At 68.9% G+C, this 26,127-nt stretch carries 20 protein-coding genes and 1 tRNA gene; 19 read left to right on the forward strand and 2 right to left on the reverse strand.

What is annotated here, in order from left to right; genetic code table 11:
- Nucleotides 1-270 precede the first annotated feature (270 nt).
- The 15 genes from MFF06_RS10465 (at nt 271) to greA (ending at nt 19,723) form a co-directional block, all read left to right on the forward strand.
- Nucleotides 271-347: transfer RNA gene (locus MFF06_RS10465), tRNA-Trp, on the forward strand.
- A gap of 168 nt (nt 348-515) precedes the next feature.
- The gene (gene secE, locus MFF06_RS10470) at nt 516-812 is read left to right on the forward strand and encodes a preprotein translocase subunit SecE (protein ID WP_238203559.1); all 297 of its coding nucleotides are present in this window, start codon (nt 516-518) and stop codon (nt 810-812) included.
- A 44-nt stretch (nt 813-856) separates the two neighbouring features.
- A complete protein-coding gene (gene nusG / locus MFF06_RS10475) occupies nt 857-1,390 on the forward strand; it encodes a transcription termination/antitermination protein NusG (RefSeq protein WP_238203561.1) in 534 nt (177 codons plus the stop codon).
- 239 nt (nt 1,391-1,629) lie between these two features.
- A complete protein-coding gene (rplK, locus tag MFF06_RS10480) occupies nt 1,630-2,079 on the forward strand; it encodes a 50S ribosomal protein L11 (RefSeq protein ID WP_238203563.1) in 450 nt (149 codons plus the stop codon).
- Nucleotides 2,080-2,089: 10 nt separating this feature from the next.
- On the forward strand, nt 2,090-2,788 hold the full coding sequence (rplA, locus tag MFF06_RS10485; RefSeq protein WP_238203564.1) for a 50S ribosomal protein L1: 699 nt from the start codon (nt 2,090-2,092) through the stop codon (nt 2,786-2,788).
- Nucleotides 2,789-2,944: 156 nt separating this feature from the next.
- Nucleotides 2,945-4,588, forward strand: coding sequence for a B12-binding domain-containing radical SAM protein (locus MFF06_RS10490; RefSeq protein ID WP_238203567.1), 1,644 nt, complete (start codon nt 2,945-2,947; stop codon nt 4,586-4,588).
- Nucleotides 4,589-5,209: 621 nt separating this feature from the next.
- Complete coding sequence (rplJ, locus tag MFF06_RS10495) at nt 5,210-5,728, forward strand: 50S ribosomal protein L10 (protein WP_238203569.1); 519 nt, start codon at nt 5,210-5,212, stop codon at nt 5,726-5,728.
- A gap of 51 nt (nt 5,729-5,779) precedes the next feature.
- On the forward strand, nt 5,780-6,160 hold the full coding sequence (gene rplL / locus MFF06_RS10500; RefSeq protein WP_238203571.1) for a 50S ribosomal protein L7/L12: 381 nt from the start codon (nt 5,780-5,782) through the stop codon (nt 6,158-6,160).
- Between the two features lie 242 nt (nt 6,161-6,402).
- Nucleotides 6,403-10,527 carry a DNA-directed RNA polymerase subunit beta gene (gene rpoB / locus MFF06_RS10505; protein WP_238203573.1) on the forward strand — a complete coding sequence of 1,375 codons (4,125 nt, stop codon included), beginning with the start codon at nt 6,403-6,405 and terminating at the stop codon, nt 10,525-10,527.
- Nucleotides 10,528-10,699: 172 nt separating this feature from the next.
- Nucleotides 10,700-14,908, forward strand: a complete 4,209-nt coding sequence (gene rpoC, locus MFF06_RS10510) for a DNA-directed RNA polymerase subunit beta' (protein ID WP_238203575.1) — start codon at nt 10,700-10,702, stop codon at nt 14,906-14,908.
- 324 nt (nt 14,909-15,232) lie between these two features.
- A complete protein-coding gene (locus tag MFF06_RS10515) occupies nt 15,233-16,243 on the forward strand; it encodes a cell wall hydrolase (RefSeq protein WP_238203811.1) in 1,011 nt (336 codons plus the stop codon).
- A gap of 468 nt (nt 16,244-16,711) precedes the next feature.
- Complete coding sequence (locus tag MFF06_RS10520) at nt 16,712-17,299, forward strand: hypothetical protein (RefSeq protein WP_238203577.1); 588 nt, start codon at nt 16,712-16,714, stop codon at nt 17,297-17,299.
- Between the two features lie 237 nt (nt 17,300-17,536).
- Entirely contained in the window at nt 17,537-18,097 is a 561-nt protein-coding gene (locus tag MFF06_RS10525) for a hypothetical protein (RefSeq protein WP_238203579.1), read from the forward strand.
- A 117-nt stretch (nt 18,098-18,214) separates the two neighbouring features.
- Nucleotides 18,215-19,201 (forward strand): acrylyl-CoA reductase (NADPH), encoded by a 987-nt coding sequence (acuI, locus tag MFF06_RS10530; RefSeq protein WP_238203581.1) that lies wholly within the window; start codon nt 18,215-18,217, stop codon nt 19,199-19,201.
- 48 nt (nt 19,202-19,249) lie between these two features.
- Nucleotides 19,250-19,723 carry a transcription elongation factor GreA gene (gene greA / locus MFF06_RS10535; RefSeq protein WP_238203583.1) on the forward strand — a complete coding sequence of 158 codons (474 nt, stop codon included), beginning with the start codon at nt 19,250-19,252 and terminating at the stop codon, nt 19,721-19,723.
- Here greA and MFF06_RS10540 read toward each other — a convergent pair.
- Complete coding sequence (locus tag MFF06_RS10540; protein WP_238203585.1) at nt 19,716-20,600, reverse strand: LysR family transcriptional regulator; 885 nt, start codon at nt 20,598-20,600, stop codon at nt 19,716-19,718. The genes greA and MFF06_RS10540 overlap by 8 nt on opposite strands.
- A 119-nt stretch (nt 20,601-20,719) precedes the next feature.
- Here MFF06_RS10540 and wrbA point away from each other — a divergent pair, with 119 nt between their 5' ends.
- Nucleotides 20,720-21,316 carry an NAD(P)H:quinone oxidoreductase gene (gene wrbA, locus MFF06_RS10545; protein WP_238203587.1) on the forward strand — a complete coding sequence of 199 codons (597 nt, stop codon included), beginning with the start codon at nt 20,720-20,722 and terminating at the stop codon, nt 21,314-21,316.
- Between the two features lie 221 nt (nt 21,317-21,537).
- On the opposite strand, the gene MFF06_RS10550 is transcribed toward wrbA, so the two are convergent.
- The gene (locus MFF06_RS10550; RefSeq protein WP_238203590.1) at nt 21,538-22,536 is read right to left on the reverse strand and encodes an L-threonylcarbamoyladenylate synthase; all 999 of its coding nucleotides are present in this window, start codon (nt 22,534-22,536) and stop codon (nt 21,538-21,540) included.
- A 114-nt stretch (nt 22,537-22,650) separates the two neighbouring features.
- Between MFF06_RS10550 and MFF06_RS10555 the strand changes: the two genes are divergently transcribed.
- The 3 genes from MFF06_RS10555 to MFF06_RS10565 all read left to right on the forward strand — a co-directional run bounded on the left by MFF06_RS10555 (nt 22,651) and on the right by MFF06_RS10565 (nt 26,095).
- Nucleotides 22,651-24,390, forward strand: a complete 1,740-nt coding sequence (locus MFF06_RS10555) for an acyl-CoA dehydrogenase family protein (RefSeq protein ID WP_238203593.1) — start codon at nt 22,651-22,653, stop codon at nt 24,388-24,390.
- A gap of 84 nt (nt 24,391-24,474) precedes the next feature.
- Nucleotides 24,475-25,248, forward strand: a complete 774-nt coding sequence (locus MFF06_RS10560; RefSeq protein WP_238203595.1) for an enoyl-CoA hydratase-related protein — start codon at nt 24,475-24,477, stop codon at nt 25,246-25,248.
- A 1-nt stretch (nt 25,249) separates the two neighbouring features.
- Nucleotides 25,250-26,095: an SDR family NAD(P)-dependent oxidoreductase gene (locus tag MFF06_RS10565; RefSeq protein WP_238203597.1), complete on the forward strand. Its 846-nt coding sequence runs from the start codon at nt 25,250-25,252 to the stop codon at nt 26,093-26,095.
- The last annotated feature ends 32 nt before the right edge of the window (nt 26,096-26,127 follow it).

Below are 26,127 nucleotides of genomic sequence, written 5' to 3' on the forward strand. Positions count from 1 at the left end.
CGCCATCAACGACTGATCGCCCGTCACGGGTGAAGGAAAAGGCCGGCTCCGTGCCGGCCTTTTCTTTTCCGCACTCTCCACCCTCTCGGCGGTGCGAGGGGCGCCGAAGCGATCCAGGGATCCACCGCGTCCCGGTGCGTCTCGGAACGGCTCGCTGCCCCGGACGGCGTCGCGGCCCTCGCAACGGCGGGCGCAGGCCGGCGCAGAAGGCCCTTGCATCCACGGGCGGGTTGCGGCATGGAGCGGTCGCGCCGCGCGAGCGGCGCACACAGGAGTGTAGCTCAACTGGTCAGAGCGCCGGTCTCCAAAACCGGAGGTTGCGGGTTCGAGTCCCTCCACTCCTGCCAGTCCGGCCCGATACCGCGTCCGGTCGACAAGTCTCCCGACTTGCGCTAGAGCGGCTGCGATCCGAGATCTGAAACGACCGTCGGTGCGGGCCCTATGGCCTTCGGCGCCGGGCGTTCGTATTTCCGGATGCGCCGTCACACCTCGCATCCGTCAACGAATCTGGCGCCATGGCATCGAACGAAGCGACGAAGAAGGTGGACCTCGCCCGCGGCACGACCCGCGGTCGCGACGTCGTTCCCCCGGCCCGCCAGGCGCCTCCGGCCCGCGCGCCCCAGAAGCGCGCCTCGCCGGCCGAGTTCATCGCCCAGGTCCGCGACGAGGGCCGCAAGGTCACGTGGCCATCCCGGCGCGAGACCACCATCACCACGATCATGGTGTTCATCATGGTGGTGGTGATGAGCCTGTTCTTCACCGTGGTCGATCAGGCCCTGCGGTACGTCGTCGGCCTGATCCTGGGCCTGTGAGAAGAGGCGCCGGGCCTCGGACCTATCGGAGTTGAGCCAAAGCCGTGTCCAAGCGCTGGTATATCGTCCACGCCTACTCGAATTTCGAGAACAAGGTCGCCCAGTCCATCAAGGATCAGGCCGCCCAGCGCGGGCTGACCGAGCTGTTCGACGAGGTGATGGTTCCGACCGAGAAGGTCGTCGAGGTGCGCCGCGGCCGTAAGGTCGATGCCGAGCGCAAGTTCTTCCCCGGCTACGTGCTAGTGAAGTGCGACCTGACGGACGAGGTCTACCACCTCATCAAGAACACCCCGAAGGTTACGGGCTTCCTCGGTGCGGACAAATCCAAGCCGGTGCCGATCCCGGATGCCGAGGCCGAGCGCATCAAGGGCCAGGTCGCCGAAGGCGTCGACCGTCCCAAGCCCTCGATCTCCTTCGAGATCGGCGAGACCGTCCGCGTGGCGGACGGCCCGTTCGCGAGCTTCAACGGCACCGTCGAGGAAGTCGACGATGCCCGTTCCCGCCTGAAGGTGGCCGTGTCGATCTTCGGCCGCGCCACCCCGGTGGAACTGGAATACGCCCAGGTCGAGAAGGCCTGAGCGTAGACGAGCGAATAGGGGGTAGCGAATAGCGAATTGGGGTGCCGAGCGTGGCACTGCGGCCGGTGTCACGCGCGACGCCTGCCATTCGCTATCCGCTACTCCCTATTCGCCCAAACACCCGCGGGAGATCCGCCCGGCTTCGCCTCCGGGATCCACGGATCGCACCGCGACCTGCAACCGTCCGACCCGCCGCGCCTCGGCAGCGTGGGGGCGGATGAACATTGGGAGCAGTCCCCATGGCGAAGAAGATCACGGGTTACGTGAAGCTTCAGGTCCCGGCCGGCGCGGCCAACCCGTCGCCGCCGATCGGTCCGGCGCTCGGTCAGCGCGGCCTCAACATCATGGAATTCTGCAAGGCCTTCAACGCGAAGACCGCGCAGATGGAGAAGGGCACCCCGATCCCGGTGATCATCACCGCGTATCAGGACCGGTCCTTCACCTTCGAGATGAAGCAGCCGCCGGTCACCTTCTTCCTGAAGAAGGCGGCGGGCCTGAAGCTCGGCAAGAAGCCGGCCTCCGGCTCCAAGACCCCCGGCAAGGGCCCGACGGTCGGCAAGGTTTCCGAGGCGCAGCTTCGCGAGATCGCCGAGAAGAAGATGCCCGACCTCAACTGCGATTCCGTCGATGCGGCGGTCGCCATGATCCGGGGTTCTGCCCGGGCCATGGGCCTCGAAGTGACGGCCTGAGGAGGGACACATGGCACGCGAAGGAAAGCGCATCCGCGCCGCCCGTGAGGGCCTGGAGCCGACCAAGCTCTACTCGATCGCCGAGGCGGTCAAGCTCGTGAAGGAGCGGGCGACCGCGAAGTTCGACGAGACCGTCGAGGTCTCCATGAACCTCGGTGTCGATCCGCGCCACGCCGACCAGATGGTCCGCGGCGTCTGCAACCTGCCGAACGGTTCCGGCCGGACGGTGCGCGTGGCGGTCTTCGCCCGCGGCGCCAAGGCGGACGACGCCAAGGCCGCCGGCGCGGACATCGTCGGCGCGGAGGATCTCCTGGAGATCGTCCAGAGCGGCAAGATCGACTTCGACCGCTGCATCGCCACCCCGGACATGATGCCCCTCGTTGGCCGTCTCGGTAAGGTGCTGGGCCCGCGCGGCCTGATGCCGAACCCGAAGGTCGGCACCGTCACCATGGACGTGAAGGGCGCCGTCGCCGGCGCCAAGGGCGGCTCGGTGGAGTTCCGCGTCGAGAAGGCCGGCATCGTCCACGCCGGCGTCGGCAAGGTCTCGTTCGATGCCGATAAGCTCGTCGAGAACATCAAGGCCTTCGCCGACGCGGTCGCCAAGGCCAAGCCGGCGGGTGCCAAGGGGACCTACGTCCAGCGCATCGCCGTCACCTCGACGATGGGCCCGGGCGTCAAGGTCGAGCCGAACACGGTTCTGACTGCCTGATCCCGACGTCGCGACCCTGCGACGGAACGAAACGCCCGGCCGGGAACGGCCGGGCGTTTCGCCGTTCCGGGGCTGGCGGAATGACGCGCACGCATCCGCACGATTCGTGAACGGCGAGGGGGCGCCGCCGCGCTTTGATGTGCTAGATAAGCGCCCATGCGTAGCACCGTCTCCGTCACCTCCCGTCGGCGCATCCTCTGCGTCTTCCCCGCCTACACGCCGTCCTTCGGGACATTCTCCCACGCCTACCCATTGATGGGCGGGGTGAAGGCGTTCATGCCGCCCCAGGGCCTCCTCGTGATCGCGGCCTACATGCCGCAAACCTGGGAGTGCCGCTTCATCGACGAAAACATCAAGCGCGCCTCGGCGGCGGATTTCGCCTGGGCCGACGCGGTGTTCGTGTCGGGCATGCACATCCAGGAAGGCCAGATCCACGACATCCGCGACCGGGCCCACGCGGCGGGCAAGCTCACGGTGCTCGGCGGCCCCTCCGTCTCGGGCGCGCCGGAGAAGTACCCCGACTTCGATTGCCTCCACATCGGCGAGATCGGCGACGCCACCGACCGGCTGATCGCCCGGCTCGACGGATCCGTCGCCCGCCCGGCCTCCCAGGAGACCTTTGAGACGGCCGACCGGCTGGCCCTCGCGGACTTCCCGGCTCCGGCCTACGACGCCGTGCCGCTCAAGCGCTACCTGATCGGTTCCCTGCAGTTCTCCTCGGGCTGCCCTTACCGCTGCGAGTTCTGCGACATCCCGCAGCTCTACGGCCGCCAGCCCCGGCTGAAGACGCCGGAGCAGCTCTGCGGCGAGCTCGACGCCATCGTCAGCCAGCCGGGCCATCCCGCCGTGGTCTACTTCGTGGACGACAACTTCATCGGCAACCGCAAGGCGACGCGGGAGATGCTGCCGGTCCTCGTGGAGTGGCAGAAGCGGAATAATTACCCGCTGCAATTCGCCTGCGAGGCAACCCTCAACATGGCCAAGCAGCCCGAGATCCTCGAGCTGATGCGGCAGGCGAACTTCATGACCGTGTTCGTCGGCATCGAGACGCCGGAGGCCGAGGCGCTCAAGGGCATCGACAAGACCCACAACGCCGCCGTGCCGATGTACGAGGCGATCGAGACGCTCAATTCCTACGGGCTGGAGGTCACCTCCGGCATCATCCTCGGCCTCGACTCGGACACGGACAAGTCCGAGCAGAACCTGATTGACTTCATCGACCGATCCGCCATTCCGGTGCTGACGATCAACCTGCTCCAGGCCCTGCCCAAGACGCCGCTCTGGGACCGCCTGGAGAAGGAGGGGCGCCTCGTCCACGACGCCGCCCTCGAGTCCAACGTGCTGTTCAAGCGCCCGCACGACACGGTGGTGGCGAGCTGGCGCCGGGCCATCGCCCACGCCTACGATCCGGACAAGATCTTCGAGCGGTTCAAGCACCAGTGCGCGGTGACCTATCCGCACCGGATCACCACGCCCACCGCCGGCAAACTCACCCTCACCAACCTGCGTCGCGGGCTGATTCTCGGCTTCAACATCATCACGCGCGTCGGCCTGTTCTCCGACTATCGCGGCCCCTTCTGGCGGGCGGCCGGCTACGCCCTGAGGCGCGGCCAGATCGAGGCGGTGTTCAACATGGGCTTCGTCGCCCACCACCTCATCCGATTCACCCGCGAGGCCCTGCGCGGCGAGCACAACGCGTCCTTCTACGCGGCCAAGGCCGCCGAGGCGAAGGAGGCGCAGGAGCGGACGTGGTGGGAGAACGCCCGGCGGCGGTTCGTGCCGGAGCGGGAGGCGGCGTAGCCCGCAGCGGCAATCCGTGGGACTCAGATCCTGAGGTCGGCCGATTTCCTTCCACTGCTTCGGAAAAGCGAAGCCCCATGGTCACGGCGTCACCACCTTCGACGCCGGGTTGCGAGCATGGCAGGCCAACATTCCTTCATCCTTGCCTGCGGCGGAAAAGTCGCGCTTCGGCCCTTGGCAGGCGGCTTGCTAGGTTCTATAAGCCGCGCCTCACGCTTTTCATTTCACCATGGAAGACGGCTGTATCGGCCGGTTTCCGTTCGAAATGTCGTCCGGGCGACCGGACGTCACTGGCCGGCGGGATCCGAGGGGTCGCAAACCCCGGGGAGCCTCGTTCGGCCATGTCCTGTCCGAGACTGCAGGCGCCGGTTCGCCGGCTTAATCGCCAAGGCCTGCACAGACGGGGATGACCGAGTTTAACGACAGCCTCGCTCCGGCGCCGCCGGGGCTGTGGCAATCGGTTTGAACCAACTCACCCGGTGAGCTCCCTCGGGGGCGTGTCGGGGACAGGGCCGCGAAGCGTCGTTCGGACGTTCACGGTCTTTCGCGAGGCCGAGCACGTCCGGGCGGCATGTGCAACCGGCGGAGCCGATCCCGGTTCCGCCAACCGGAGAGAGCCCAGTGGACAGGACAGCAAAGGCTGATCTCGTCTCGACGCTCAACGGCGTGTTCAATGAGAGCGCCGTCGTCGTCGTGGCCCACTACAAGGGCCTCACGGTCGCCGACATGCAGAAGCTGCGTTCGCAGATGAAGCAGGCCGGCGCCACCGTGAAGGTCGCCAAGAACAGCCTCGCCGGCATCGCTTTGGATGGCACGGACGTCGCCTCCATCAAGCCGCTCCTGAAGGGCCCGACCCTGCTCGCCTATTCGGGCGATCCGGTCGCCGCCGCGAAGGTCGCGGTCGACTTCGCCAAGACCAACGACAAGCTCGTGATCCTTGGCGGGGCGATGGGAACGACCGCCCTGAACCCCGACGGTGTGAAGGCGCTCGCCTCGCTTCCGTCGCTCGACGAACTGCGCGCCAAGCTCGTGGGCCTCATCCAGGCTCCCGCGACCAAGATCGCTCAGCTCAGCACGGCGCCGGCGGCCAAGCTCGCCCGCGTGTTCGGGGCCTACGCCACCAAGGACGAGGCCGCCTGAGGCCCTTCACAAACCCTTCGTTCAAACCGATATTCCTGGAAGGATACCAACATGGCTGATCTCGCCAAGATCGTCGACGACCTGTCGTCGCTGACCGTTCTCGAGGCCGCCGAGCTCGCCAAGATGCTCGAAGAGAAGTGGGGCGTCTCGGCTGCTGCCGCCGTCGCCGTCGCCGCTGCCCCGGGTGCGGGCGGTGGCGCCGCCGCCGCCGCCGAGGAGCAGACCGAGTTCACGGTCGTCCTCGCCAGCGCCGGCGACAAGAAGATCGAGGTCATCAAGGAGGTCCGCGCGATCACCGGCCTCGGCCTCAAGGAAGCCAAGGACCTCGTCGAGGGCGCTCCGAAGCCCGTCAAGGAAGGCGTCTCGAAGGACGACGCCGCCAAGCTCAAGGCCCAGCTCGAGAAGGCTGGTGCCAAGGTCGAGCTCAAGTAAGACCGCGATGGGCCTTCACCGGCCCATCTCTCCCCGGCGCGCCTTCCGAGGCTGACCGGGACCGGAGCCCGCGGGTGTTCGCACCCGCGGGCTAAGGTCGCTTCGGGCGACCGGTGGACCCTGGGACGGGTCCGGCGGAATTCGAGACGGGTGGCGCGGTCCGGCGGGGCGCGCGTCATAGCCACGGTGCGGGAGCCGAGAGCTTCCCCGGGCAACGGGCACGCGGAATGGAGCGAGGTCACATGGCCAACACGCCGGTCGGTCGCAAGCGCATTCGGAAGTTCTTCGGCAAGATCCGGGAAGTGGCGCAGATGCCGAACCTCATCGAGGTTCAGAAGGCGTCCTACGATCAGTTCCTGATGGTCGACGAGCCGGAGGGCGGCCGCGCCGACGAGGGCCTGCAGAGCGTGTTCAAGTCGGTCTTCCCGATTTCGGACTTCGCCTCGACGGCCCTGCTCGAGTTCGTCCGCTACACGTTCGAGCCGCCGAAGTACGACGTGGACGAGTGTCGCCAGCGCGGCATCACCTTCGCCGCCCCGCTGAAGGTGACGCTGCGCCTGATCGTGTTCGATGTCGATCCGGACACGCAGGCCAAGTCCGTGAAGGACATCAAGGAGCAGGACGTCTACATGGGCGACATGCCCCTGATGACGGAGAACGGCACCTTCATCGTCAACGGCACCGAGCGCGTCATCGTTTCCCAGATGCATCGCTCGCCGGGCGTGTTCTTCGACCACGACAAGGGCAAGACCCACTCCTCGGGCAAGCTCCTGTTCGCCGCCCGCATCATCCCGTACCGCGGCTCCTGGCTGGACGTGGAGTTCGACGCGAAGGACATCGTGCATGTCCGCATCGACCGGAAGCGCAAGCTGCCGGTGACGTCGCTGCTCTACGCCCTCGGCCTCGACGGCGAGGAGATCCTCTCGACCTTCTACAACCGCGTGGTCTACGACCGCGACGGCGCCGACTGGCGCGTGCCCTTCGACGCCGAGCGCATGAAGGGCATGAAGGCCACCACCGATCTGATCGACGCCGAGTCCGGCGAGGTCGTGCTGGAGGCGGGCAAGAAGCTCAACGCCCGCAACGCCCGCCAGATCACCGAGAAGGGCGTGAAGTTCCTCAAGGCGACCGACGAGGATCTCGTCAGCCAGTACATCGCCGAAGACCTCGTCAACATGCACACCGGCGAGATCTGGGCCGAGGCCGGCGAGGAGATCACCGAGAAGCTGCTCAAGTCGCTCGACGACGTCGGCGTCACCGAACTGCCGGTGCTCGACATCGACCACGTCAACGTCGGCCCCTACATCCGCAACACGCTGGCGGTGGACAAGAACTCCGCCCGCGAGGGCGCGCTGTTCGACATCTACCGGGTCATGCGTCCCGGTGAGCCGCCGACGCTCGACACCGCCGAGGCAATGTTCCACTCGCTGTTCTTCGACGCCGAGCGCTACGACCTCTCGGCGGTCGGCCGCGTGAAGATGAACATGCGCCTCGACCTCGACGCCGCCGACACCGTGCGGACGCTCCGCAAGGAGGACATGCTGGCGGTGGTGAAGGCCCTCGTGGAGCTCCGCGACGGCAAGGGCGAGATCGACGACATCGACCACCTCGGCAACCGCCGGGTGCGCTCGGTGGGCGAGCTGATGGAGAATCAGTATCGCCTCGGCCTGCTCCGCATGGAGCGCGCCATCCGCGAGCGCATGAGCCAGGTCGATATCGACACGGTGATGCCGCAGGATCTCATCAACGCGAAGCCCGCCGCGGCGGCGGTGCGCGAGTTCTTCGGCTCGTCGCAGCTCTCGCAGTTCATGGACCAGACCAACCCGCTCTCCGAGGTGACGCACAAGCGCCGCCTCTCGGCCCTCGGCCCGGGCGGCCTGACCCGCGAGCGCGCCGGCTTCGAGGTGCGCGACGTGCACCCGACCCACTACGGCCGTATCTGCCCGATCGAGACGCCGGAAGGCCCGAACATCGGCCTCATCAACTCGCTGGCGACCTTCGCCCGCGTCAACAAGTACGGCTTCATCGAGACCCCGTTCCGCCGCGTCCGCGACGGCGTGGTGACCGATGAGGTCGCCTACCTCTCCGCCATGGAGGAGGCGAAGTACTACGTCGCCCAGGCCAACGCCGTGATGGACGAGAACCGCAAGCTGACGGAGGACCTCGTGGTCTGCCGTCGCGCCGGCGAGGTCATCGTCGTCGGTCCCGAGCGCGTCGACCTCATGGACGTGTCGCCCAAGCAGCTCGTGTCGGTCGCCGCGGCGCTCATCCCGTTCCTCGAGAACGACGACGCCAACCGCGCCCTCATGGGCTCGAACATGCAGCGCCAGGCGGTGCCGCTCGTCCGCGCCGACGCTCCCTTCGTGGGCACCGGCATGGAGGCGGTGGTCGCCCGCGATTCGGGTGCCGCCATCGCGGCCCGCCGCACGGGCATCGTCGATCAGGTGGACGCCACCCGTATCGTCATCCGCGCGACGGAGGAGGCCGACGCCAACAAGCCGGGCGTCGACATCTACCGCCTGCAGAAGTTCCAGCGCTCCAACCAGTCGACCTGCATCACGCAGAAGCCGCTGGTCCGCGTCGGCGAGTTCGTGAAGAAGGGCGAGATCATCGCCGACGGTCCCTCGACCGAGTTCGGTGAGCTGGCGCTCGGCCGGAACGTGCTCGTCGCGTTCATGCCGTGGAACGGCTACAACTTCGAGGACTCGATCCTGCTCTCCGAGCGGATCGTGAAGGATGACGTGTTCACCTCGATCCACATCGAGGAGTTCGAGGTGATGGCCCGCGACACCAAGCTCGGGCCGGAGGAAATCACCCGCGACATCCCGAACGTCTCCGAAGAGGCGCTGAAGAACCTGGACGAGGCCGGCATCGTCTACATCGGCGCCGAGGTCCATGCCGGCGACATCCTCGTCGGCAAGATCACCCCGAAGGGTGAGAGCCCGATGACGCCGGAGGAGAAGCTCCTCCGCGCCATCTTCGGCGAGAAGGCCTCCGACGTGCGCGACACGTCGCTCCGCGTGCCCCCGGGCGTCACCGGCACCATCGTCGAGGTGCGGGTGTTCAACCGGCACGGCGTCGACAAGGACGAGCGCGCGCAAGCCATCGAGCGCGAGGAGATCGAGCGTCTCGCCAAGGACCGCGACGACGAGCAGGCGATCCTCGACCGCAACACCTACGCCCGTCTGGCGGACGTGCTGATCGGCCAGGCGCCGGTGGCCGGGCCGAAGGGCTTCAAGAAGGACACCACGCTCACCCGTGAGCTGATCAACGATTACCCGCGTTCGCAGTGGTGGCAGTTCGCCGTCATCGACGACCGTCTCATGACCGAGATGGAAGCGATGCAGAAGCAGTACGACGAGTCGAAGAAGCGCCTGGAGCAGCGCTTCCTCGACAAGGTCGAGAAGCTGCAGCGCGGCGACGAGCTGCCCCCCGGCGTCATGAAGATGGTCAAGGTCTTCGTGGCGGTGAAGCGCAAGATCCAGCCGGGCGACAAGATGGCCGGCCGCCACGGCAACAAGGGTGTCGTGTCGCGGATCGTGCCGATCGAGGACATGCCGTTCCTTGAGGACGGCACGCACGCCGACATCGTGCTCAACCCGCTCGGCGTGCCGAGCCGCATGAACGTCGGCCAGATCCTCGAGACGCACCTCGGCTGGGCGGCTGCGGGCCTGGGTCGCAAGGTGTCCAAGGCGGTCGATGCCTATCTGAAGACGCAGGACGTCGCGCCGCTCCGCGAGGAGATGCAGGCAATCTACTCGCCAGCGGAGTTGGATGGCCTGTCGGACGAGGACCTCGTGGAGGCCGGCAACAACGTCCGTCGCGGCGTGCCGATGGCCACCCCGGTGTTCAACGGCGCCAAGGAGGCCGACATCGAGCAGATGCTGGAGATGGCCGGGCTGGACCGCTCGGCGCAGTCGACGCTCTACGACGGGCGGACCGGCGAACCCTTCGACCGCAAGGTCACGATGGGCTACATCTACATGCTGAAGCTGCACCACCTCGTGGACGACAAGATCCACGCGCGGTCGATCGGCCCGTACTCCCTCGTCACCCAGCAGCCGCTGGGCGGCAAGGCGCAGTTCGGCGGTCAGCGCTTCGGTGAGATGGAGGTCTGGGCGCTGGAGGCCTACGGCGCCGCCTACACCCTGCAGGAGATGCTCACGGTCAAGTCGGACGACGTGGCTGGCCGCACCAAGGTCTACGAGGCCATCGTGCGCGGCGACGACACCTTCGAGGCGGGCATCCCCGAGTCGTTCAACGTGCTCGTCAAGGAGATGCGTTCGCTCGGCCTCAACGTCGAGCTAACCTCCTCCAAGAAGGCGGCGAACGACCAGCTGGAGCCGCCCGCCGACGCGGCGGAGTGATCGAGTAGTCAGAAAACCTCCCGTGGCGGCGTCCGCGCCGCCACGGTCGAGCGGGGAGGGGAGGGGCCTCCGAGACGACGGCAGACGCGCCCGCGAGGGCACGGCGCCGGCCCTTTTTTGAAGACGCTGCGGCCCGGCGCGGGGCCGGCGGCGTCGAGCGCAGGAGCGGATCATGAACCAAGAGGTCATGAACCTTTTCAACCAGCAGCCTCAGCCGGTGAGCTTCGACCAGATCAAGATTTCGATCTCGTCGCCGGAGAAGATCCTCTCCTGGTCCTACGGAGAGATCAAGAAGCCCGAGACCATCAACTACCGGACCTTCAAGCCCGAGCGCGACGGCCTGTTCTGCGCGCGCATCTTTGGGCCTATCAAGGATTACGAGTGCTTGTGCGGCAAGTACAAGCGCATGAAGTACAAGGGCGTCATCTGTGAGAAGTGCGGCGTCGAGGTGACGCTGGCGCGCGTCCGGCGCGACCGCATGGGCCACATCGAGCTGGCCGCCCCCGTGGCGCACATCTGGTTCCTGAAGTCGCTGCCCTCGCGCATCGGCCTCCTGCTCGACATGGCCCTCAAGGACCTTGAGCGGATCCTGTACTTCGAGTCGTACTGCGTCATCGAGCCGGGCCTCACCCCCCTCAAGGAGCGGCAGCTCCTGACGGAGGAGGAGTACCTGCGCGCCCAGGAGGAGTACGGCGAGGACAGCTTCACCGCCATGATCGGCGCCGAGGCCATCCGCCGGATCCTTCAGGAACTCGACCTCGACAAGATCGCCAACGATCTGCGCGAGGAAATCGCGGTCACGACCTCGGAGCTGAAGCCGAAGAAGCTCCTGAAGCGCCTCAAGATCATCGAGGCGTTCCAGCAGTCCGGCAACAAGCCCGAGTGGATGATCCTGACGGTGATCCCCGTGATCCCGCCGGACCTGCGCCCGCTGGTCCCGCTGGATGGCGGTCGCTTCGCCACGTCCGACCTCAACGACCTGTACCGCCGCGTCATCAACCGCAACAACCGCCTGAAGCGGCTGATCGAGCTGCGCGCGCCTGACATCATCATCCGCAACGAGAAGCGGATGCTGCAGGAGGCCGTCGACGCCCTGTTCGACAACGGCCGCCGCGGTCGCGTCATCACCGGCGCCAACAAGCGTCCGCTGAAGTCCCTCGCCGACATGCTGAAGGGCAAGCAGGGCCGCTTCCGCCAGAACCTGCTCGGCAAGCGCGTCGACTACTCCGGCCGTTCGGTCATCGTGGTGGGTCCGGAGCTGAAGCTCCACCAGTGCGGCCTGCCGAAGAAGATGGCGCTGGAGCTGTTCAAGCCGTTCATCTACGCGCGCCTCGACGCCAAGGGCTTCTCCGCCACGGTGAAGCAGGCCAAGAAGCTCGTGGAGAAGGAGAAGCCGGAGGTTTGGGACATCCTCGATGAGGTGATCCGCGAGCACCCGGTGATGCTGAACCGCGCGCCGACGCTCCACCGCCTCGGCATCCAGGCCTTCGAGCCGAAGCTGATCGAGGGCAAGGCGATCCAGCTGCACCCGCTGGTCTGCGCCGCGTTCAATGCCGACTTCGACGGCGACCAGATGGCCGTGCACGTCCCGCTGTCGCTCGAGGCGCAGCTGGAAGCGCGCGTGCTGATGATGTCGACGAACAACATCCTGCACCCGGCCAACGGCCAGCCGATCATCGTGCCCTCGCAGGACATCGTGCTCGGCCTCTACTACCTGTCGATCGTCGGCGAGGGCCTTCCGGGCGCCTTCGACGGCACCAACAAGCTGAACCCGATGCAGGGTGTCTACGGCAACCTCGGCGAACTCGAGCACGCGCTCGCCGCCGGGGCCGTGAAGCTGCACTCGAAGATCAAGTGGCGCTGGAAGGGCATCGGCCCGGATGGCGAGCCGCTGACCAAGACCTACGAGACCACCCCCGGCCGCGTCATCCTGTCCGGCGCCCTGCCGCTGCACCGGAAGGTGCCCTTCGACGTCGTCAACAAGCTGATGACCAAGAAGGAGATCTCGGCGATGATCGACACCGTCTACCGCCACTGCGGTCAGAAGGAGTCGGTGATCTTCTGTGACCGGATCATGGCGCTCGGCTTCAGCCACGCCTTCAAGGCCGGCATCTCCTTCGGCAAGGACGACATGGTCGTGCCGGAGAACAAGTGGGAGATCGTCGAGGGCACCCGCACGCTCGTGAAGGACTACGAGCAGCAGTACAACGACGGCCTGATCACCCAGGGCGAGAAGTACAACAAGGTCGTGGATGCCTGGGCGAAGTGTTCGGACAAGCTGGCCCAGGAGATGATGGGCCGGATCTCCTCGGTCCAGAAGGACGACACGGGGGCCGACAAGCAGGTCAACTCGATCTACATGATGAGCCACTCGGGCGCCCGTGGTTCGCCCGCGCAGATGAAGCAGCTCGCCGCCATGCGCGGCCTCATGGCCAAGCCCTCGGGCGAGATCATCGAGACGCCGATCATCTCGAACTTCAAGGAAGGTCTGGACGTGCTGGAGTACTTCAACTCCACGCACGGTGCCCGTAAGGGCCTCGCCGATACCGCCCTGAAGACCGCCAACTCCGGTTACCTGACCCGCCGCCTCGTCGACGTGGCCCAGGACGCGGTGATCCGCGAGGTGGATTGCGGCACCACCAACGGCATCAAGATGCGCGCCATCGTCGATGCCGGCCAGGTGGTGGCGACGCTCGCCACCCGCATCCTCGGCCGCGCGGCCGCGGAGGATCTCGTCGCGCAGGACGGCTCGGTCATCGTGAAGACCGGCGAGACCATCGAGGAGCGGCACCTGCCGGCGATCACTGCCGCCGGCATTCAGGAGGTGAAGATCCGCTCCGTGCTGGTCTGCGCCACCCGCAGCGGCGTCTGCGCCACCTGTTACGGGCGCGACCTCGCCCGCGGCACGCCCGTCAATATGGGCGAGGCCGTCGGCGTCATCGCGGCGCAGTCGATCGGCGAGCCGGGCACCCAGCTCACCATGCGCACCTTCCACATCGGCGGCGCCGCCCAGATCGCCGACTCGTCCTTCATCGAGTCGAGCTTCGAGGGCACCATCAAGATCCGCAACCGGGCTCTCGCGAAGAACTCGGACGGGGATCTGGTGGCCACCGGCCGCAACGTGGCGGTCGTCATCGTCGGGTCCGACGGCGTGGAGCGGGCGGTCCACCGTCTGCAATACGGCGCCCGGGTTCGTGTGGACGAGGGCGACAAGATCAAGCGCGGCCAGCGCATCGCCGAGTGGGACCCCTACACCCGTCCGATCCTCACCGAGGTGGACGGCATCGTGGCCTACGAGGATCTCTACGACGGCCAGTCGATGACCGAGACGACCGACGAGTCGACGGGCATCGCCAAGCGCGTCGTGGTGGATTGGCGCGGCTCGGCGCGGACCTCCGACCTGAAGCCGTCGATGGTCGTCGTCGACAAGGACGGGAAGGCGGTGAAGCTGCCCCGCGGCTCCGACGCCCGCTACGCCCTGCCGGTGGACGCCATCATCGGTTTCGATCCGGGCGCCAAGGTGAAGGCCGGCGACATCCTCGCCCGCGTCTCCACCGACTCGGCCAAGACCCGCGACATCACCGGCGGTCTGCCGCGGGTGGCGGAGCTGTTCGAGGCCCGTCGTCCGAAGGACGCGGCGATCATCGCCGAGAAGTCCGGCACGATCGCCTTCGGCCGCGACTACAAGAACAAGCGCCGCTTGACGCTGACCCCGCACGACGGTTCGGAGCCGGTCGAGTACCTGATCCCCAAGGGCAAGCACATCCACCTGCAGGATGGGGACGTGGTGGAGCTCGGCGACTACATCGTCGACGGCAACCCGGCGCCGCACGACATCCTGGCCATCAAGGGCGTGGAGGAGCTCGCCGCCTACCTCGTCAACGAGATCCAGGAGGTCTACCGGCTCCAGGGCGTGTCGATCAACGACAAGCACATCGAGGTGATCGTCCGCCAGATGCTGCAAAAGGTCGAAGTGACCGATGGCGGCGACTCGGACATCCTCTCGGGCGATCAGATCGATCGGACGGAGCTGACCGAGTACAACGACAAGCTTCTCGCCGAGGGCAAGAAGCCGATCCAGGGCGTGCCTGTGCTGCTCGGCATCACCAAGGCGTCGCTGCAGACGAAGTCGTTCATCTCGGCCGCCTCCTTCCAGGAGACGACCCGCGTGCTCACCGAGGCCGCCGTCAACGGCAAGGTCGATACCCTCGACGGCCTGAAGGAGAACGTGATCGTCGGCTCGCTTATCCCGGCCGGCACCGGTTCGCAGATCCACGACATCCGCTCGGTGGCCCGTCGCCGGGATACGATGATCCTGCAGCAGCGCCAGACCGAGAGCGGCATCGAGCCGGTCGAGGAGCTTCCGCCCGCCGCCGAGTGATCGACGCCGGAGCGACGTGACGACGGGGGGGCGGCCGAAGGGCCGCCCCCTTTTTTCGTGGGTGTCCCGCACCGCAGGTCCATCGCCCCCTGGCGGCGCGGGCGGAGCCCCGCCGCGCGGTTCCGGATCCGGCCCCACCGCGGGACCCGTCATTAACCCTCGCTCAACCATCCCGGCCGATAAATTCGTCCTGTGGCCCGCCTCCGCCTTGATCGGCCGGACCGGGCCTCTGTGGCGCATCGAACCGGATCGGCGGTCGTGGTGACGAGACGAGTGCGACGGGACAGAAGCCTGCTGTGGCTGTCGGCGGCCCTGACGCCGTGGATGGCGGGCCTCGGGCTGCTGGTGTCCTTCACCGCGAGCGCGGGCACGGAGAGCACGGTGGGATCGGGCGTCCTCGGCGCGGCGGATCTCGCCCGGGTCGGGCCGTCCCTGCCGCCCGGCACCGCCCTGATCGGCGCGGCGATGCGCCGGATCGGCGAGGATCCCCTACATCCCGACGCCGTGGCCCTGACGCAGCGGGACGGGCAGGCCATGCTGTTCGGCGACGTCACCGGCGGCGTGAGCGGCATGCTCACGCCCGGTTCCGCGGTCTGGGATGCCGAGGCGGAACCCCTGTTCGGCTTCATGCCGACCCCCGATCTCGGGCTGGGCACCGGCCCCGGCAGCGCCGCCTCGACGGGCGAGGGCCGCGCGGACCTGACCGGCGAAGCCACGGACCCCGTTCTCGACGGTGCGACGCCGGCCGTGCCGAAGGCCATCGCCCTGTCCTCGACCACCCCCGCGCCGGCCGACTCGCTTCCCGTCGAAGTGGCGGCGGCGAGCCTCCTGATGCCCGAATACGCCCTTCGCCCGGGTCAGGACATCGAGGCGGCTCCGCAGGGCGAGCCCCAGAGCCGCTATGCCGACCTGATCGATCCCGACTCCCTCGACAAGGAGCAGCGCTGCCTCTCGGAGGCCGTCTATTTCGAAGCCAGGGGCGAGACCGAGACGGGGCAGGCCGCCGTGGCGCAGGTGGTGTTGAACCGGGTGAAGAGCGGCCTCTATCCGGCGAGCGTCTGCGGCGTCGTCTACCAGAACCGCCATCACTACATGGGCTGCCAATTCTCCTTCGCCTGCGAAGGCCGGTCCCTGCGCGTGACAGACACTTCGGCCTGGGCGAACGCGACCCGCGTCGCCCGCTCCGTCCTGGAAGGGCGAACCTATGTCGCGGAGGTCGGCAGCGCGACCCACTACCATGCCGACTACGTCCGGCCCGGCTGGTCGCGACGGATGCGCAAGCTCGACGTCATCGGCCGGCACATTTTCTACGGGCTGAAGCCGGGCCAGACCTGATTGTCGCGTCCGGCCGGCCCAGGACGGCGATGGAGGCTGGCCCAAGCCGGGACCGGCCCTCACGCGCAGGAAACTTCAACAACTTGTGAAGTTCCCAGGGGCTCGCATCCCTGGAATGTCCCCGCCAGTAGTCGTGAGGCCGACGGCCAAGCTGGAGGGCGATACGAAGGTTCGGCGCGCGATCAATTCTGTGCATTCATGTCGAATAACAGGGCTCGGACCAAGGCGACGCACCCCAAGTCTCCGACGAATAGCGATCGGCTCAATACATTCCTGTTTTGTGTCGACCGAAAAGCGATGGGCTGATTACCGCGCGATCCGTCGGCTTCACAGTATTATCGGGCGCGGGTGCATCTGAATTCAATTTTCGGGAAGTTTCGGCGCGCTCCGCCGTGAACTGTGCAGCGACTTCCGTGTTTCACCTCGCGGCCCTTGCACCGCCGAGCTGGGACGTCGGGGGAAGCGTCGATGCCAACAATCGCTATCCATAAGCCGGACAACGTGGCCGATTGGCTCAGAGACGCGATCCTGGCCGGCGAGGCGGGCCTCTGGCGCTGGGATCACCGGCGGACGACCGTTCAACTCTGCACGGGGGCGGCTCACATGCTGGCGGGGGACCACACCCTCGCTGGCCGGGAATTGCCCCTCGACGCTGCCTTCTCCGAATTGCACCCGAGCGACCTCGAACGGCTGCGCCTCATCGTCGACACGACCGCGCGGGGCTTTCGCTCGCACTCGCGGCAGTTCCACATCGTGTTCGGGCAGGCTGGGGGACGCAAGCTCCTCCTGCGCGGGCGGACGCAGCACGGAGCCGAAGGCGAGCCCGTGGCGACCCTCGGGGTCATCGTCGATACGACGGAAGCCCAAGCCGCGGAAGACGAGTGGTTCTCGACCCTCACGAACGACACCCTCGACGAGGCCGCCCATCATGGGCTCGCCGCCTACAACGCGATCCACGCGACCGGACTCGCCTCCCTCATCGCCCCGGCGCGGGAGCTCCTGCTGGCGATCGGACGGGAGATCGCCGCCGGCATCAAGGGCCGGCGCTCGCACTGACGGCGCGCGGTGCGACCGGGAACGGTTCCGCGTCCACAGGCGAATGGCGCTGTTTTACTTGCAGCGACAGTTAACAGAAGAAGATGCGGGCGCTGCACAGGCGGAAAAATAGATTAATTTTACTCTGATACGCGAACTTTGTTGCGTCGGGCGAGGCAATACTGCTTCCATCGAGAGAATGGGGAGTGCGACAGGTTCGTGCGTCCCTCAGTTTGCGTCTTTCGAGGTCTGCCCGCGATGTCCGCGCCCGTCTCCACGCTCTTCCTCGCCGCTGCCCTGGGCGGCACCCTCCTCGCCGGTCCCGCCTCCGCCGGGGGATGCTACGGCCGGGAATGCTACCGCTACGCCGTGTCGCCGCCCGTCTACGCGGTGGAGCAGGAGAACGTGCTGGTGAGCCCGCCGCGCACCGTCTACCAGACGGTCCCGCCGGTCTACGACACCGTGTCCGAGCAGGTGCTCGTCGCCCCCGGCGGTCGCGTCTGGCAGACGCGACCGGGCCCGAACGGCGAGCTGATCGGGTGCTGGATCGAGACCCCACCGCGCTACGCCGTGCGGCAGCGGACCGTCCTCGTCCGCCCCGCCGAGACCGTTCCGGTGACGCTCGCGCCGCAATATGCCACCGTCAGCCACCGGGTGCGCGTCGCGCCCGCCCGGGCTGGCTGGGTGCCCCTCCGGGCCGGCTACGCCCGCCCGCGCGACGCCTCGCTCCTCGATTGGCTCGGCATGACCGGCGGCGGCGCCGCCGATGTCGGCGTGGGACTCGGGCTCGCCCGCGGCAGCATCTACGACGGGTACTGACGGCAAAGCGGGGCGCGCAGGCAGGGCCCGCACGCGACCGCCGTGCGCTTGTCCCCGCCCTCGCCTTGATTCCGGGCCGCGCCGGCGTACCTCCCCGGTCAACAACGGGAGGCCGGGATGGGCGCGTTCAAGGCGTGGGTGATCGAGAAGGCCGAGGGTGGGCAGTCCCTCGCCTTCAGGGACTTCGACGAAGCCGACTTCATGGAAGGCGACGTGACCGTCCGGGTCACGCACTCGACGCTCAACTACAAGGATGGGCTGGCCCTTACCGGGCGTTCCCCCGTGGTCCGCCGCTTCCCGATGATCCCCGGCATCGACTTTTCCGGCGTGGTCGAGGCCTCCGGGCATCCGGAGTACAGGCCCGGCGACGCGGTGGTCCTCACCGGCTGGGGTGTCGGCGAAACGCATCTCGGCGCCTTCGCGCAGAAGGCGCGGGTGAAGGGTGACTGGCTCGTGCCCCTGCCGAAGGGGCTGACGCCGGCGCAGGCCATGGCGGTGGGCACGGCGGGCTACACCGCGATGCTGGCGCTCATGGCGCTCGACGCCCACGGGGTGAAGCCCGCCGATGGGCCGGCCCTGGTGACGGGCGCCTCGGGCGGCGTCGGCTCGGTGGCCGTGGCGCTGCTGGCGAAGGCCGGATGGCACGTCATCGCCTCCACTGGCCGGGCGGAGGAGTCCGACTACCTTCAAGGGCTCGGCGCCGCCGAGATCCTGGACCGGAACGAACTCGCCAAGCCCGGCCGTCCGCTGGGCAAGGAGCGCTGGGCCGCTGCCATCGACGCGGTGGGGTCGGCGACCCTCGCCAACGTCCTGTCGATGACGAAGTCCGATGGGGCGGTGGCCGCCTGCGGCCTCGCCCAGGGCATGGACCTGCCGACCTCGGTGGCGCCCTTCATCCTGCGCGGCGTGTCGCTGCTCGGGATCAACAGCGTGACCACGCCCCAGCCGAAGCGCCGGGAAGCCTGGGCCCGGATCGCCCTGGACCTCGACCTGGAAAAGCTCGCGGCGATGACGAAGACCGTGAAGCTGGAGGAGGTCGGTCGCCTCGGGGAGGCGATCCTCGACGGCGGCGTCCGCGGGCGCACCGTGGTCGAGGTCGGCTGAGGCCCTCCCGTTCGGAACCGTTGCCGTGGCTTGCGGGTTTTGTCTCTCATGAGCGTCGCATTCGTCAAAGAAACCGAAGGTGGGGAAGCGTTCGAGAACCTTCCCGACCGTCCGATTTCCCCCCACACCAACTTCGTCACCCCGGAGGGCCTTAAGCAGATCGAGGCCGAGGTGGCGCGCTTGGAGCGCGAGGTCGCGTCCCTCGATCCGAGCGACAAGGCCGAGGATTCCCGCATCGGCCGCGACCTTCGCTACTGGGCGGCGCGGAAGAACACCGCGCAGCTCGTGGAGCCGATGAGCGGCGACACGGTGCATTTCGGTGCCACCGTGACGGTGGTCCGCGAGGACGAATCCGGCAAGGAGACGAAGCAGACCTTCCGCATCGTCGGCGAGGACGAGGCGGACCCGCACAAGGGGTCCATCTCGTACGTCGCGCCCCTCGCCCGTGCCATCACCGGCAAGAGCGTCGGTGACGTGGTCGAGGTGAACGGCCAGGACGTCGAGATCCTCGAGATCAGGTGATGCCCCCGCGGCCCTCGAACAGGGGCCGGAGGGGCAGCATCGCCGCCGCGACGTGATCCATGAACGCCCGGACCCGCGCCGACCGGCGCAGGTCCTGGTGGGTCAGGAGCCACAGGTCCGTGTGCAGTTCGGGCTCCACGTCGCCCAACCGCCGGAGGCGCGCGTCGGCGTCGCCCTCGATGCAGGGCAGGGGGCCGATCCCGATCCCCGCCGCCACCGCCTCCCGCAGGCCCGCCACCCCGTTGAGGCTGAGCGCGATCCGGTCCGGCGAGACCCGCCGGGCCAGGAAACGGGCGAACAGTCCCCCCGCGACGCTCTCCCCGAGGCCGACCCAGCGCTCGTCGCCGAGGCGGCCGAAGGTTTGCCCCGCCGCCCCGTAGAGTGCCCAGCCCACGCCCGTCAGGCGGCGTCCCACAAGGGTTTCGTCCGGCCCCCGGCTCGCGCGCAAGGCCACGTCGGCGTCCCGGCGGGAGAGGTTGAGCGTCTCCTCCGCCAGGATGAGTTCAAGCCGCACCGCCGGGTGCCTGCGGCTGAAATCCGCCAGGATCGGCATGAGGAACGTGCCCGCGAAGCTCGTCGGCGCGGTGATGCGCAACTCGCCCACCATCACGTCCGACCGGCCGACCACCTCCCTGGAGAAGCCATCGACGTCCGCCTCCATCCGCGTCGCGACGGCGAGCATCGCCTGGCCGGCGGCGGTCGCGGTGTAACCGCCCCGATGCCGCTCGAAGAGGGGCACGCCCAGGGCCTTTTCGATGGCGCCGAGGCGCCGGAACGCCGTGGAATGGTCGATGCCCAGGGCCTCGGCGGCGCCGGTCAGGCCCTGCCTGTCGGCCACCACTTTCACGAACCGGAAATCGTCCCAGCTGGCCTGCATCGCTCTGCCTTGCAAATCTGCAAGGTCATTCTTGCACGCGGTGGGCTTCCTGCAAGCGGCCGGAGGCGCGATGTGAACGGTGTCGCGCCCCTGCGGCGCCCCGACAAGGAGAGACCGCCATGGCCAAGATCCTCGTGCTCTATTACTCGACCTACGGCCATGTCGAGCAGATGGCCTACGCCGTCGCGGAGGGCGCCCGCGAGACCGGCGCCGAGGTCGTGGTCAAGCGCGTGCCGGAGCTGGTGCCCGAGGAGGTCGCCCGGCAGAACCATTTCAAGCTCGATCAGCAGGCCCCCATCGCCACCGCCAACGAGCTGGCCGACTACGACGGCATCATCTTCGGCACGCCGACCCGCTTCGGCAACATGGCCTCCCAGATGAAGCAGTTCCTCGACCAGACCGGTGGACTCTGGATGAAGGGCGCCCTCGTCGGCAAGGTCGGCTCGGTCTTCACCTCCACGGCCTCGCAGCACGGCGGGCAGGAGACGACGATCACGAGCTTCCAGACGGTGCTGTTCCACCACGGCATGGTGGTGGTCGGCTTGCCTTACGCCTTCCAGGGGCAGGCGGGCGTCGAGGCGGTGAAGGGCGGCACGCCCTACGGCGCCAGCACCATCGCCGACGGCGACGGCTCCCGTCAGCCGAGCCAAGTGGAACTCGACGGCGCCCGCTTCCAGGGACGCCACGTCGCCACCATCGCGGGCAAGCTCGCGTAAGTCTTCTAGGTGCGCCCCTCCCGGCCGCGTGAGGGGCGTGCCACTCCCGGCTTCGGCCGTCAGTGCTTCGTTATGCTCACAGTGACGGGACGACCGGCCAAGAAAAAAGGCTCGGATTTCTCCGAGCCGTAAAAGGTTGAAGGCCGTATGGGGGCTGAGTGGCCTTCCTGTCCAATGAACGGGCGGGATCGGGTTCTGTTCCGAGGCCGCGCGAGAAAAAATCAGCGGGGCGCCGCCGCGCGGACGAGCCTGTCGCGGATCGCCTCGCCGAGACCCTCGCCGGGGATCGGCGCCACGGCGATGGTGGGCGCGCCCGTCGCATCGAGGCGGCGCAGGGCCCCGAACAGCCGGGCGGCCGCCTCGACGACATCGCCCGCCGGACTGAGGTTGAGGCTGGCCGATGCCGTCTCCACGCCCACGGGCGGGATCGGGCCGAAGAGAAGGGCCGCTTCGCCGGGCAGGATCCGGTCCGCGTCGAGCCGGACCCGCGCGTTCGGTGCGTAGTGGGAGGAGAGCATCCCCGGCCCGACGGGCGCCTCCGCAGCGGCCATGTCCGGGGCCTCCGGCGCGTGGCCGAGCACGGCCGCGAGGTCGGCGCGGGTGATGCCCCCCGGCCGGAGCAGGCGCACCCGCCCGTCGAGGCAGGCCACCACCGTCGACTCGACGCCGACGACGGTCTCGCCGCCGTCGAGCACCGCCGCGATCCGCCCGGCGAGGTCCTCCAGCACATGCGCCGCCGCGGTCGGGCTGACGCGGCCCGACCGGTTGGCGGAGGGGCCCGCCAGCGGGCGACCGAAGGCGTGGAGGAGGTCCCGGGCGAGGTCGCTGCCCGGCACCCGCAGGGCGACGCTGCCGAGACCCGCGCGGGCGAGGTCGCAGACCGTGATCGAGGAGGCGGCGGGCAGGACGAGGGTGAGCGGCCCCGGCCAGAAGGCGTCGGCCAGACGCCGGGCATCCTCGGAGAAGACTCCCTGCCGCCCGGCGGCCTCCCGGTCGGGGACATGGGCGATCAGCGGGTTGAACTGCGGGCGCGCCTTGGCGGCGTAGATCGCGGCCACCGCCGCCGGATCGGTGGCGTCGCCGCCGAGGCCGTAGACGGTCTCCGTCGGGAAGGCGACGAGCCGCCCCGCGCGCAGGAGCGCCGCCGCCGCCGCGATGCCGTCGGCGTCGGGGGCGAGGCGCCGCGTGTCGGCCACGGCCGTTGACCCCGGATCGCTCATGCGGGATGCCATCTCCGGCGGCCGCGTGCCGCCTCACGGGTTCGAATGCATACCGCCCTAGCGCCGGCCGCCGGGTGGGGTCAAACGCGTCATGGCGCGTCGGGAGGGATTGAGATGAGCTATCGCGCGCCCGTGGCGGAGATGCTGTTCACCCTGCGCCATGTCGTCGGGCTGGAAGGGATCGACGCGGAGGATGCGGAGGCGATCCTTTCCGAGGCCGGGCGTATCGCGGGCGAGGTGCTGGCGCCCCTCAACCGCGTCGGCGACCGGCACGGCACGCCCTTTGCCGAGGGGCGCGTCACCACGGCGCCGGGCTTCCGCGAGGCCTACGCCACCTTCACCGCCGGTGGCTGGAACGGCCTCTCCGCCGACCCCGACCATGGCGGCCAGGGCCTGCCGAAGGCGCTGGAGGCGGCCTGCACGGAGATGTGGAACGGCGCCAACCTCGGCTTCAGCCTCTGCCCGCTCCTCACCCAGGGCGGGATCGAGGCGCTGGCGGCCCACGGCTCGGAGGCGTTGAAGGAGCGCTATCTCGCCAAGCTCGTCTCGGGCGAGTGGCCGGCGACGATGAACCTGACCGAGCCGCAGGCGGGTTCGGACCTGGCCCTGCTCCGCACCCGGGCCGAGCCGGCCGGCGACGGCACCTACCGGATCACCGGCTCGAAGATCTACATCACCTACGGCGAGCACGACATGGCGGACAACATCGTCCACCTCGTCCTGGCCCGCCTGAAGGACGCGCCGGCGGGCACCCGCGGCATCTCGCTCTTCCTCGTGCCGAAGGTGCTGCCGGACGGCTCCCTGAACGATCTGCGCTGCTCCGGCATCGAGCACAAGCTCGGCATCAATGCCTCGCCCACCTGCTCCATGGCCTTCGGCGACCGGGGCGGCGCCACCGGCTGGCTGATCGGCCAGGAGAACAAGGGGCTGGCCTGCATGTTCACGATGATGAACGCGGCCCGCCTCGCGGTCGGGGTGCAGGGCGTCGGCGTCGCCGAGGCGGCCACCCAGAAGGCCCTGGCCTACGCGCGCGAGCGGCGGCAGGGCAAGGCCATCGGCGCGGCGGAGGCCACGAGCCCCATCGTCGCCCATCCGGACGTGCAGCGGATGCTGCTCACCATGAAGGCGTACACCGCCGCCGCCCGGAGCATCTGCTACCTCACCGCCGCCGCCCTCGATGCCGCCCACGGGCCGGAGGGGAAGGCCGCCCACGACCGGGCCTCCCTCCTCACCCCCGTGGCGAAGGCGTTCTCCACCGACCTCGCCAACGAGATCACCTCGCTCGGCGTCCAGGTCCACGGCGGCATGGGCTTCGTGGAGGAGACCGGGGCGGCGCAACTCATGCGCGACGCCCGCATCCTCGCCATCTACGAGGGGACGAACGGCATCCAGGCCATCGACCTCACCGGCCGCAAGCTCGCCCTCGACGGCGGCACGACGGCCCGCGCGCAGATCGCCTGGATGCGCCGGGCGGGGGAGGGGCTCCTCAAGAACGCCGACCCCGCCTTCGGCCGGATGGGCGCCCGCCTGCGGGCCGCCATCGAATCCCTCGACCGGGCGACGACGTTCCAGCTCGCCGCGCTGACCTCGAACCGGCCGGAGACGGCGCTCGCCGGGGCGAGCCCGTACCTGCGCCTGTTCGGCCTCGCCCTCGGCGGCGCCTGCCTCGCCAAGGCGGCGCTCGCCGCCTCCGCCGCGCAGAAGGCCGGGGAGACGGACCCCGCCCATGCCGGGCGCGTGGCGCTGGCCCGCTTCTACGCCGAGAACCTCCTGCCGGCGGCCTCCGGCCTGGAGGAGACGGTCCTGGGTGGCGGCGCCTTCACCGAGGACGCCGAACTGGCGCTGGCGGTGTGAGCCCTTCCGTCGCCGCACTCGCCGTGACGGCACGAATTCGGGCCGAGGGGGCCGTCCCATGACAGCGGTCGAGGGAAAGCGGACATGACCGACCATATCACCGTCGCGGACGCGGGGAACGGCGTCCGCCTCGTCACCATCGACCGGCCGCAGAAGAAGAACGCCCTCACCGGCGCGATGTACGACGCCATGCGCGCGGCGCTGGAGCAGGCCGATCTCTCGCCCGAGATCCGCGCGGTGGTCTTCGCCGGGCAGCCGGGGATGTTCAGCGCGGGCAACGACCTGACGGATTTCCTCGGCCAGGGGGAGGGCGGCTTCGGCGACACGCCCGCCCTGCGCTTCATCCGCCAACTCGCCCGCACGCAGACGCCGATGGTGGCCGCGGTGGACGGCATCGCCGTGGGGATCGGCGCGACGCTGACCCTGCATTGCGACCTCGTCTACGCGAGCCCCGTGGCCCGGCTGCGGATGCCCTTCGTGGAGCTCGGCCTCGTGCCGGAGGCGGCGTCGAGCTACCTGCTGCCCCTGCGGGTCGGACGGCTGAAGGCGACGGAGATCCTGCTCCTGTCCGAGACCGTCGATGCCGACGCCGCCTTCGCCCTCGGCCTCGTCAACGCGGTGATCCCCGCCGACATGCTGGTGGAGCACGCGCTCGCGCAGGCCGCGCGCCTCGCCGCCCTGCCGCCGGGGGCGCTCAGTGCCTCGCGACGGCTGATCCGGGGCGACCGGGACCGGGTCGAGGCGGCCCTGGAGGCGGAGGCGACGGCCTTCGAGGCGCAGTTGCGCTCGCCGGAATCGCAGGAGCGGTTCCAGGCGTTCCTTTCGAAGGCCGCCTCCGCCAAGTCGCGGCCCGCCTGAGGTGGCCGTGCCGGATCTCTCGGGGAAGATCTGCCTCGTCGCCGGGGCTTCCCGCGGCGTCGGACGGGGCCTTGCCCGGGGCCTCGGCGAGGCGGGCGCGACGGTGATCGTCACCGCCCGGTCGAGCGAGACCGGCCCCCGCACGGAGATGCGCCCGGAGGCGATCGAGGACACCGCCCGGCTGGTCGATCTCGCCGGGGGGAGGGGGCACCACTTCCTCTGCGACCACCGTTCAGAGCGCTCCACCGACGAGATGGTCCACTGGGTGTTGCGCCGGTTCGGGCGGATCGACGTCGCCGCCTGTGCCGTCTGGGGCGGCAACGAGGGGTTCGACGGCGAACGCTATGCCGACGGCACCGCCTGGGGCACGCCCTTCTGGCGCCGCTCCGCCGAGCCCTATCTGGGCCTGATGCAGGCCGGGCCCGTGCCGGCCCTGCTGCTGGCCCGCGCCGTCGCCCCCGCCATGGTGGCGGCGGGCTCGGGCCTCCTCGCCCTGGTCTCCTTCGGGACGGAGGACGGCTATCTCGGCGACATCTTCTACGACGCCGCCAAGGCCGCCACGAACCGCCTCGCCGTCGCCCTGGCGCAGGATCTCGGGCCGAGGGGCGTCACGGCGCTCGGCCTCTCGCCGGGGCCCGTCGCCACGGAGCGTGCCCGCGACCTCGGCACCGTGGGCGAGGAGGACGAGTCGCCGCTCTATGCCGGGCGGGCGCTGGCGGCCCTGGCTGCCGATCCCGCGATCGCCTCCAGGGCCGGGCGGACGTGGCATGTGGGCGACCTCGCCACGGCCTACGGCTTCGCCGATGATGACGGTCGGCAACCGAAACGGCATTACGTGGGCGGTTAGATACGCCCGCCGCGCAAAACGGCCTCATTTCC

Source organism: Methylobacterium aerolatum (assembly GCF_022179085.1).
Taxonomy (GTDB): domain Bacteria; phylum Pseudomonadota; class Alphaproteobacteria; order Rhizobiales; family Beijerinckiaceae; genus Methylobacterium; species Methylobacterium aerolatum.

Excerpts from the sequence above, each read along its gene's own strand:
- secE (WP_238203559.1), top strand. The coding sequence starts at position 516 with ATGGCATCGAACGAAGCGACGAAGAAGGTGGACCTCGCCCGCGGCACG.
- rplK (WP_238203563.1), top strand. The coding sequence starts at position 1,630 with ATGGCGAAGAAGATCACGGGTTACGTGAAGCTTCAGGTCCCGGCCGGC.
- rplA (WP_238203564.1), top strand. The coding sequence starts at position 2,090 with ATGGCACGCGAAGGAAAGCGCATCCGCGCCGCCCGTGAGGGCCTGGAG.
- MFF06_RS10490 (WP_238203567.1), top strand. The coding sequence starts at position 2,945 with ATGCGTAGCACCGTCTCCGTCACCTCCCGTCGGCGCATCCTCTGCGTC.
- rplL (WP_238203571.1), top strand. The coding sequence starts at position 5,780 with ATGGCTGATCTCGCCAAGATCGTCGACGACCTGTCGTCGCTGACCGTT.
- rpoB (WP_238203573.1), top strand. The coding sequence starts at position 6,403 with ATGGCCAACACGCCGGTCGGTCGCAAGCGCATTCGGAAGTTCTTCGGC.
- rpoC (WP_238203575.1), top strand. The coding sequence starts at position 10,700 with ATGAACCAAGAGGTCATGAACCTTTTCAACCAGCAGCCTCAGCCGGTG.
- MFF06_RS10515 (WP_238203811.1), top strand. The coding sequence starts at position 15,233 with ATGGCGGGCCTCGGGCTGCTGGTGTCCTTCACCGCGAGCGCGGGCACG.
- MFF06_RS10520 (WP_238203577.1), top strand. The coding sequence starts at position 16,712 with ATGCCAACAATCGCTATCCATAAGCCGGACAACGTGGCCGATTGGCTC.
- MFF06_RS10525 (WP_238203579.1), top strand. The coding sequence starts at position 17,537 with ATGTCCGCGCCCGTCTCCACGCTCTTCCTCGCCGCTGCCCTGGGCGGC.
- acuI (WP_238203581.1), top strand. The coding sequence starts at position 18,215 with ATGGGCGCGTTCAAGGCGTGGGTGATCGAGAAGGCCGAGGGTGGGCAG.
- greA (WP_238203583.1), top strand. The coding sequence starts at position 19,250 with ATGAGCGTCGCATTCGTCAAAGAAACCGAAGGTGGGGAAGCGTTCGAG.
- MFF06_RS10540 (WP_238203585.1), bottom strand. The coding sequence starts at position 20,600 with ATGCAGGCCAGCTGGGACGATTTCCGGTTCGTGAAAGTGGTGGCCGAC.
- wrbA (WP_238203587.1), top strand. The coding sequence starts at position 20,720 with ATGGCCAAGATCCTCGTGCTCTATTACTCGACCTACGGCCATGTCGAG.
- MFF06_RS10550 (WP_238203590.1), bottom strand. The coding sequence starts at position 22,536 with ATGAGCGATCCGGGGTCAACGGCCGTGGCCGACACGCGGCGCCTCGCC.
- MFF06_RS10555 (WP_238203593.1), top strand. The coding sequence starts at position 22,651 with ATGAGCTATCGCGCGCCCGTGGCGGAGATGCTGTTCACCCTGCGCCAT.
- MFF06_RS10560 (WP_238203595.1), top strand. The coding sequence starts at position 24,475 with ATGACCGACCATATCACCGTCGCGGACGCGGGGAACGGCGTCCGCCTC.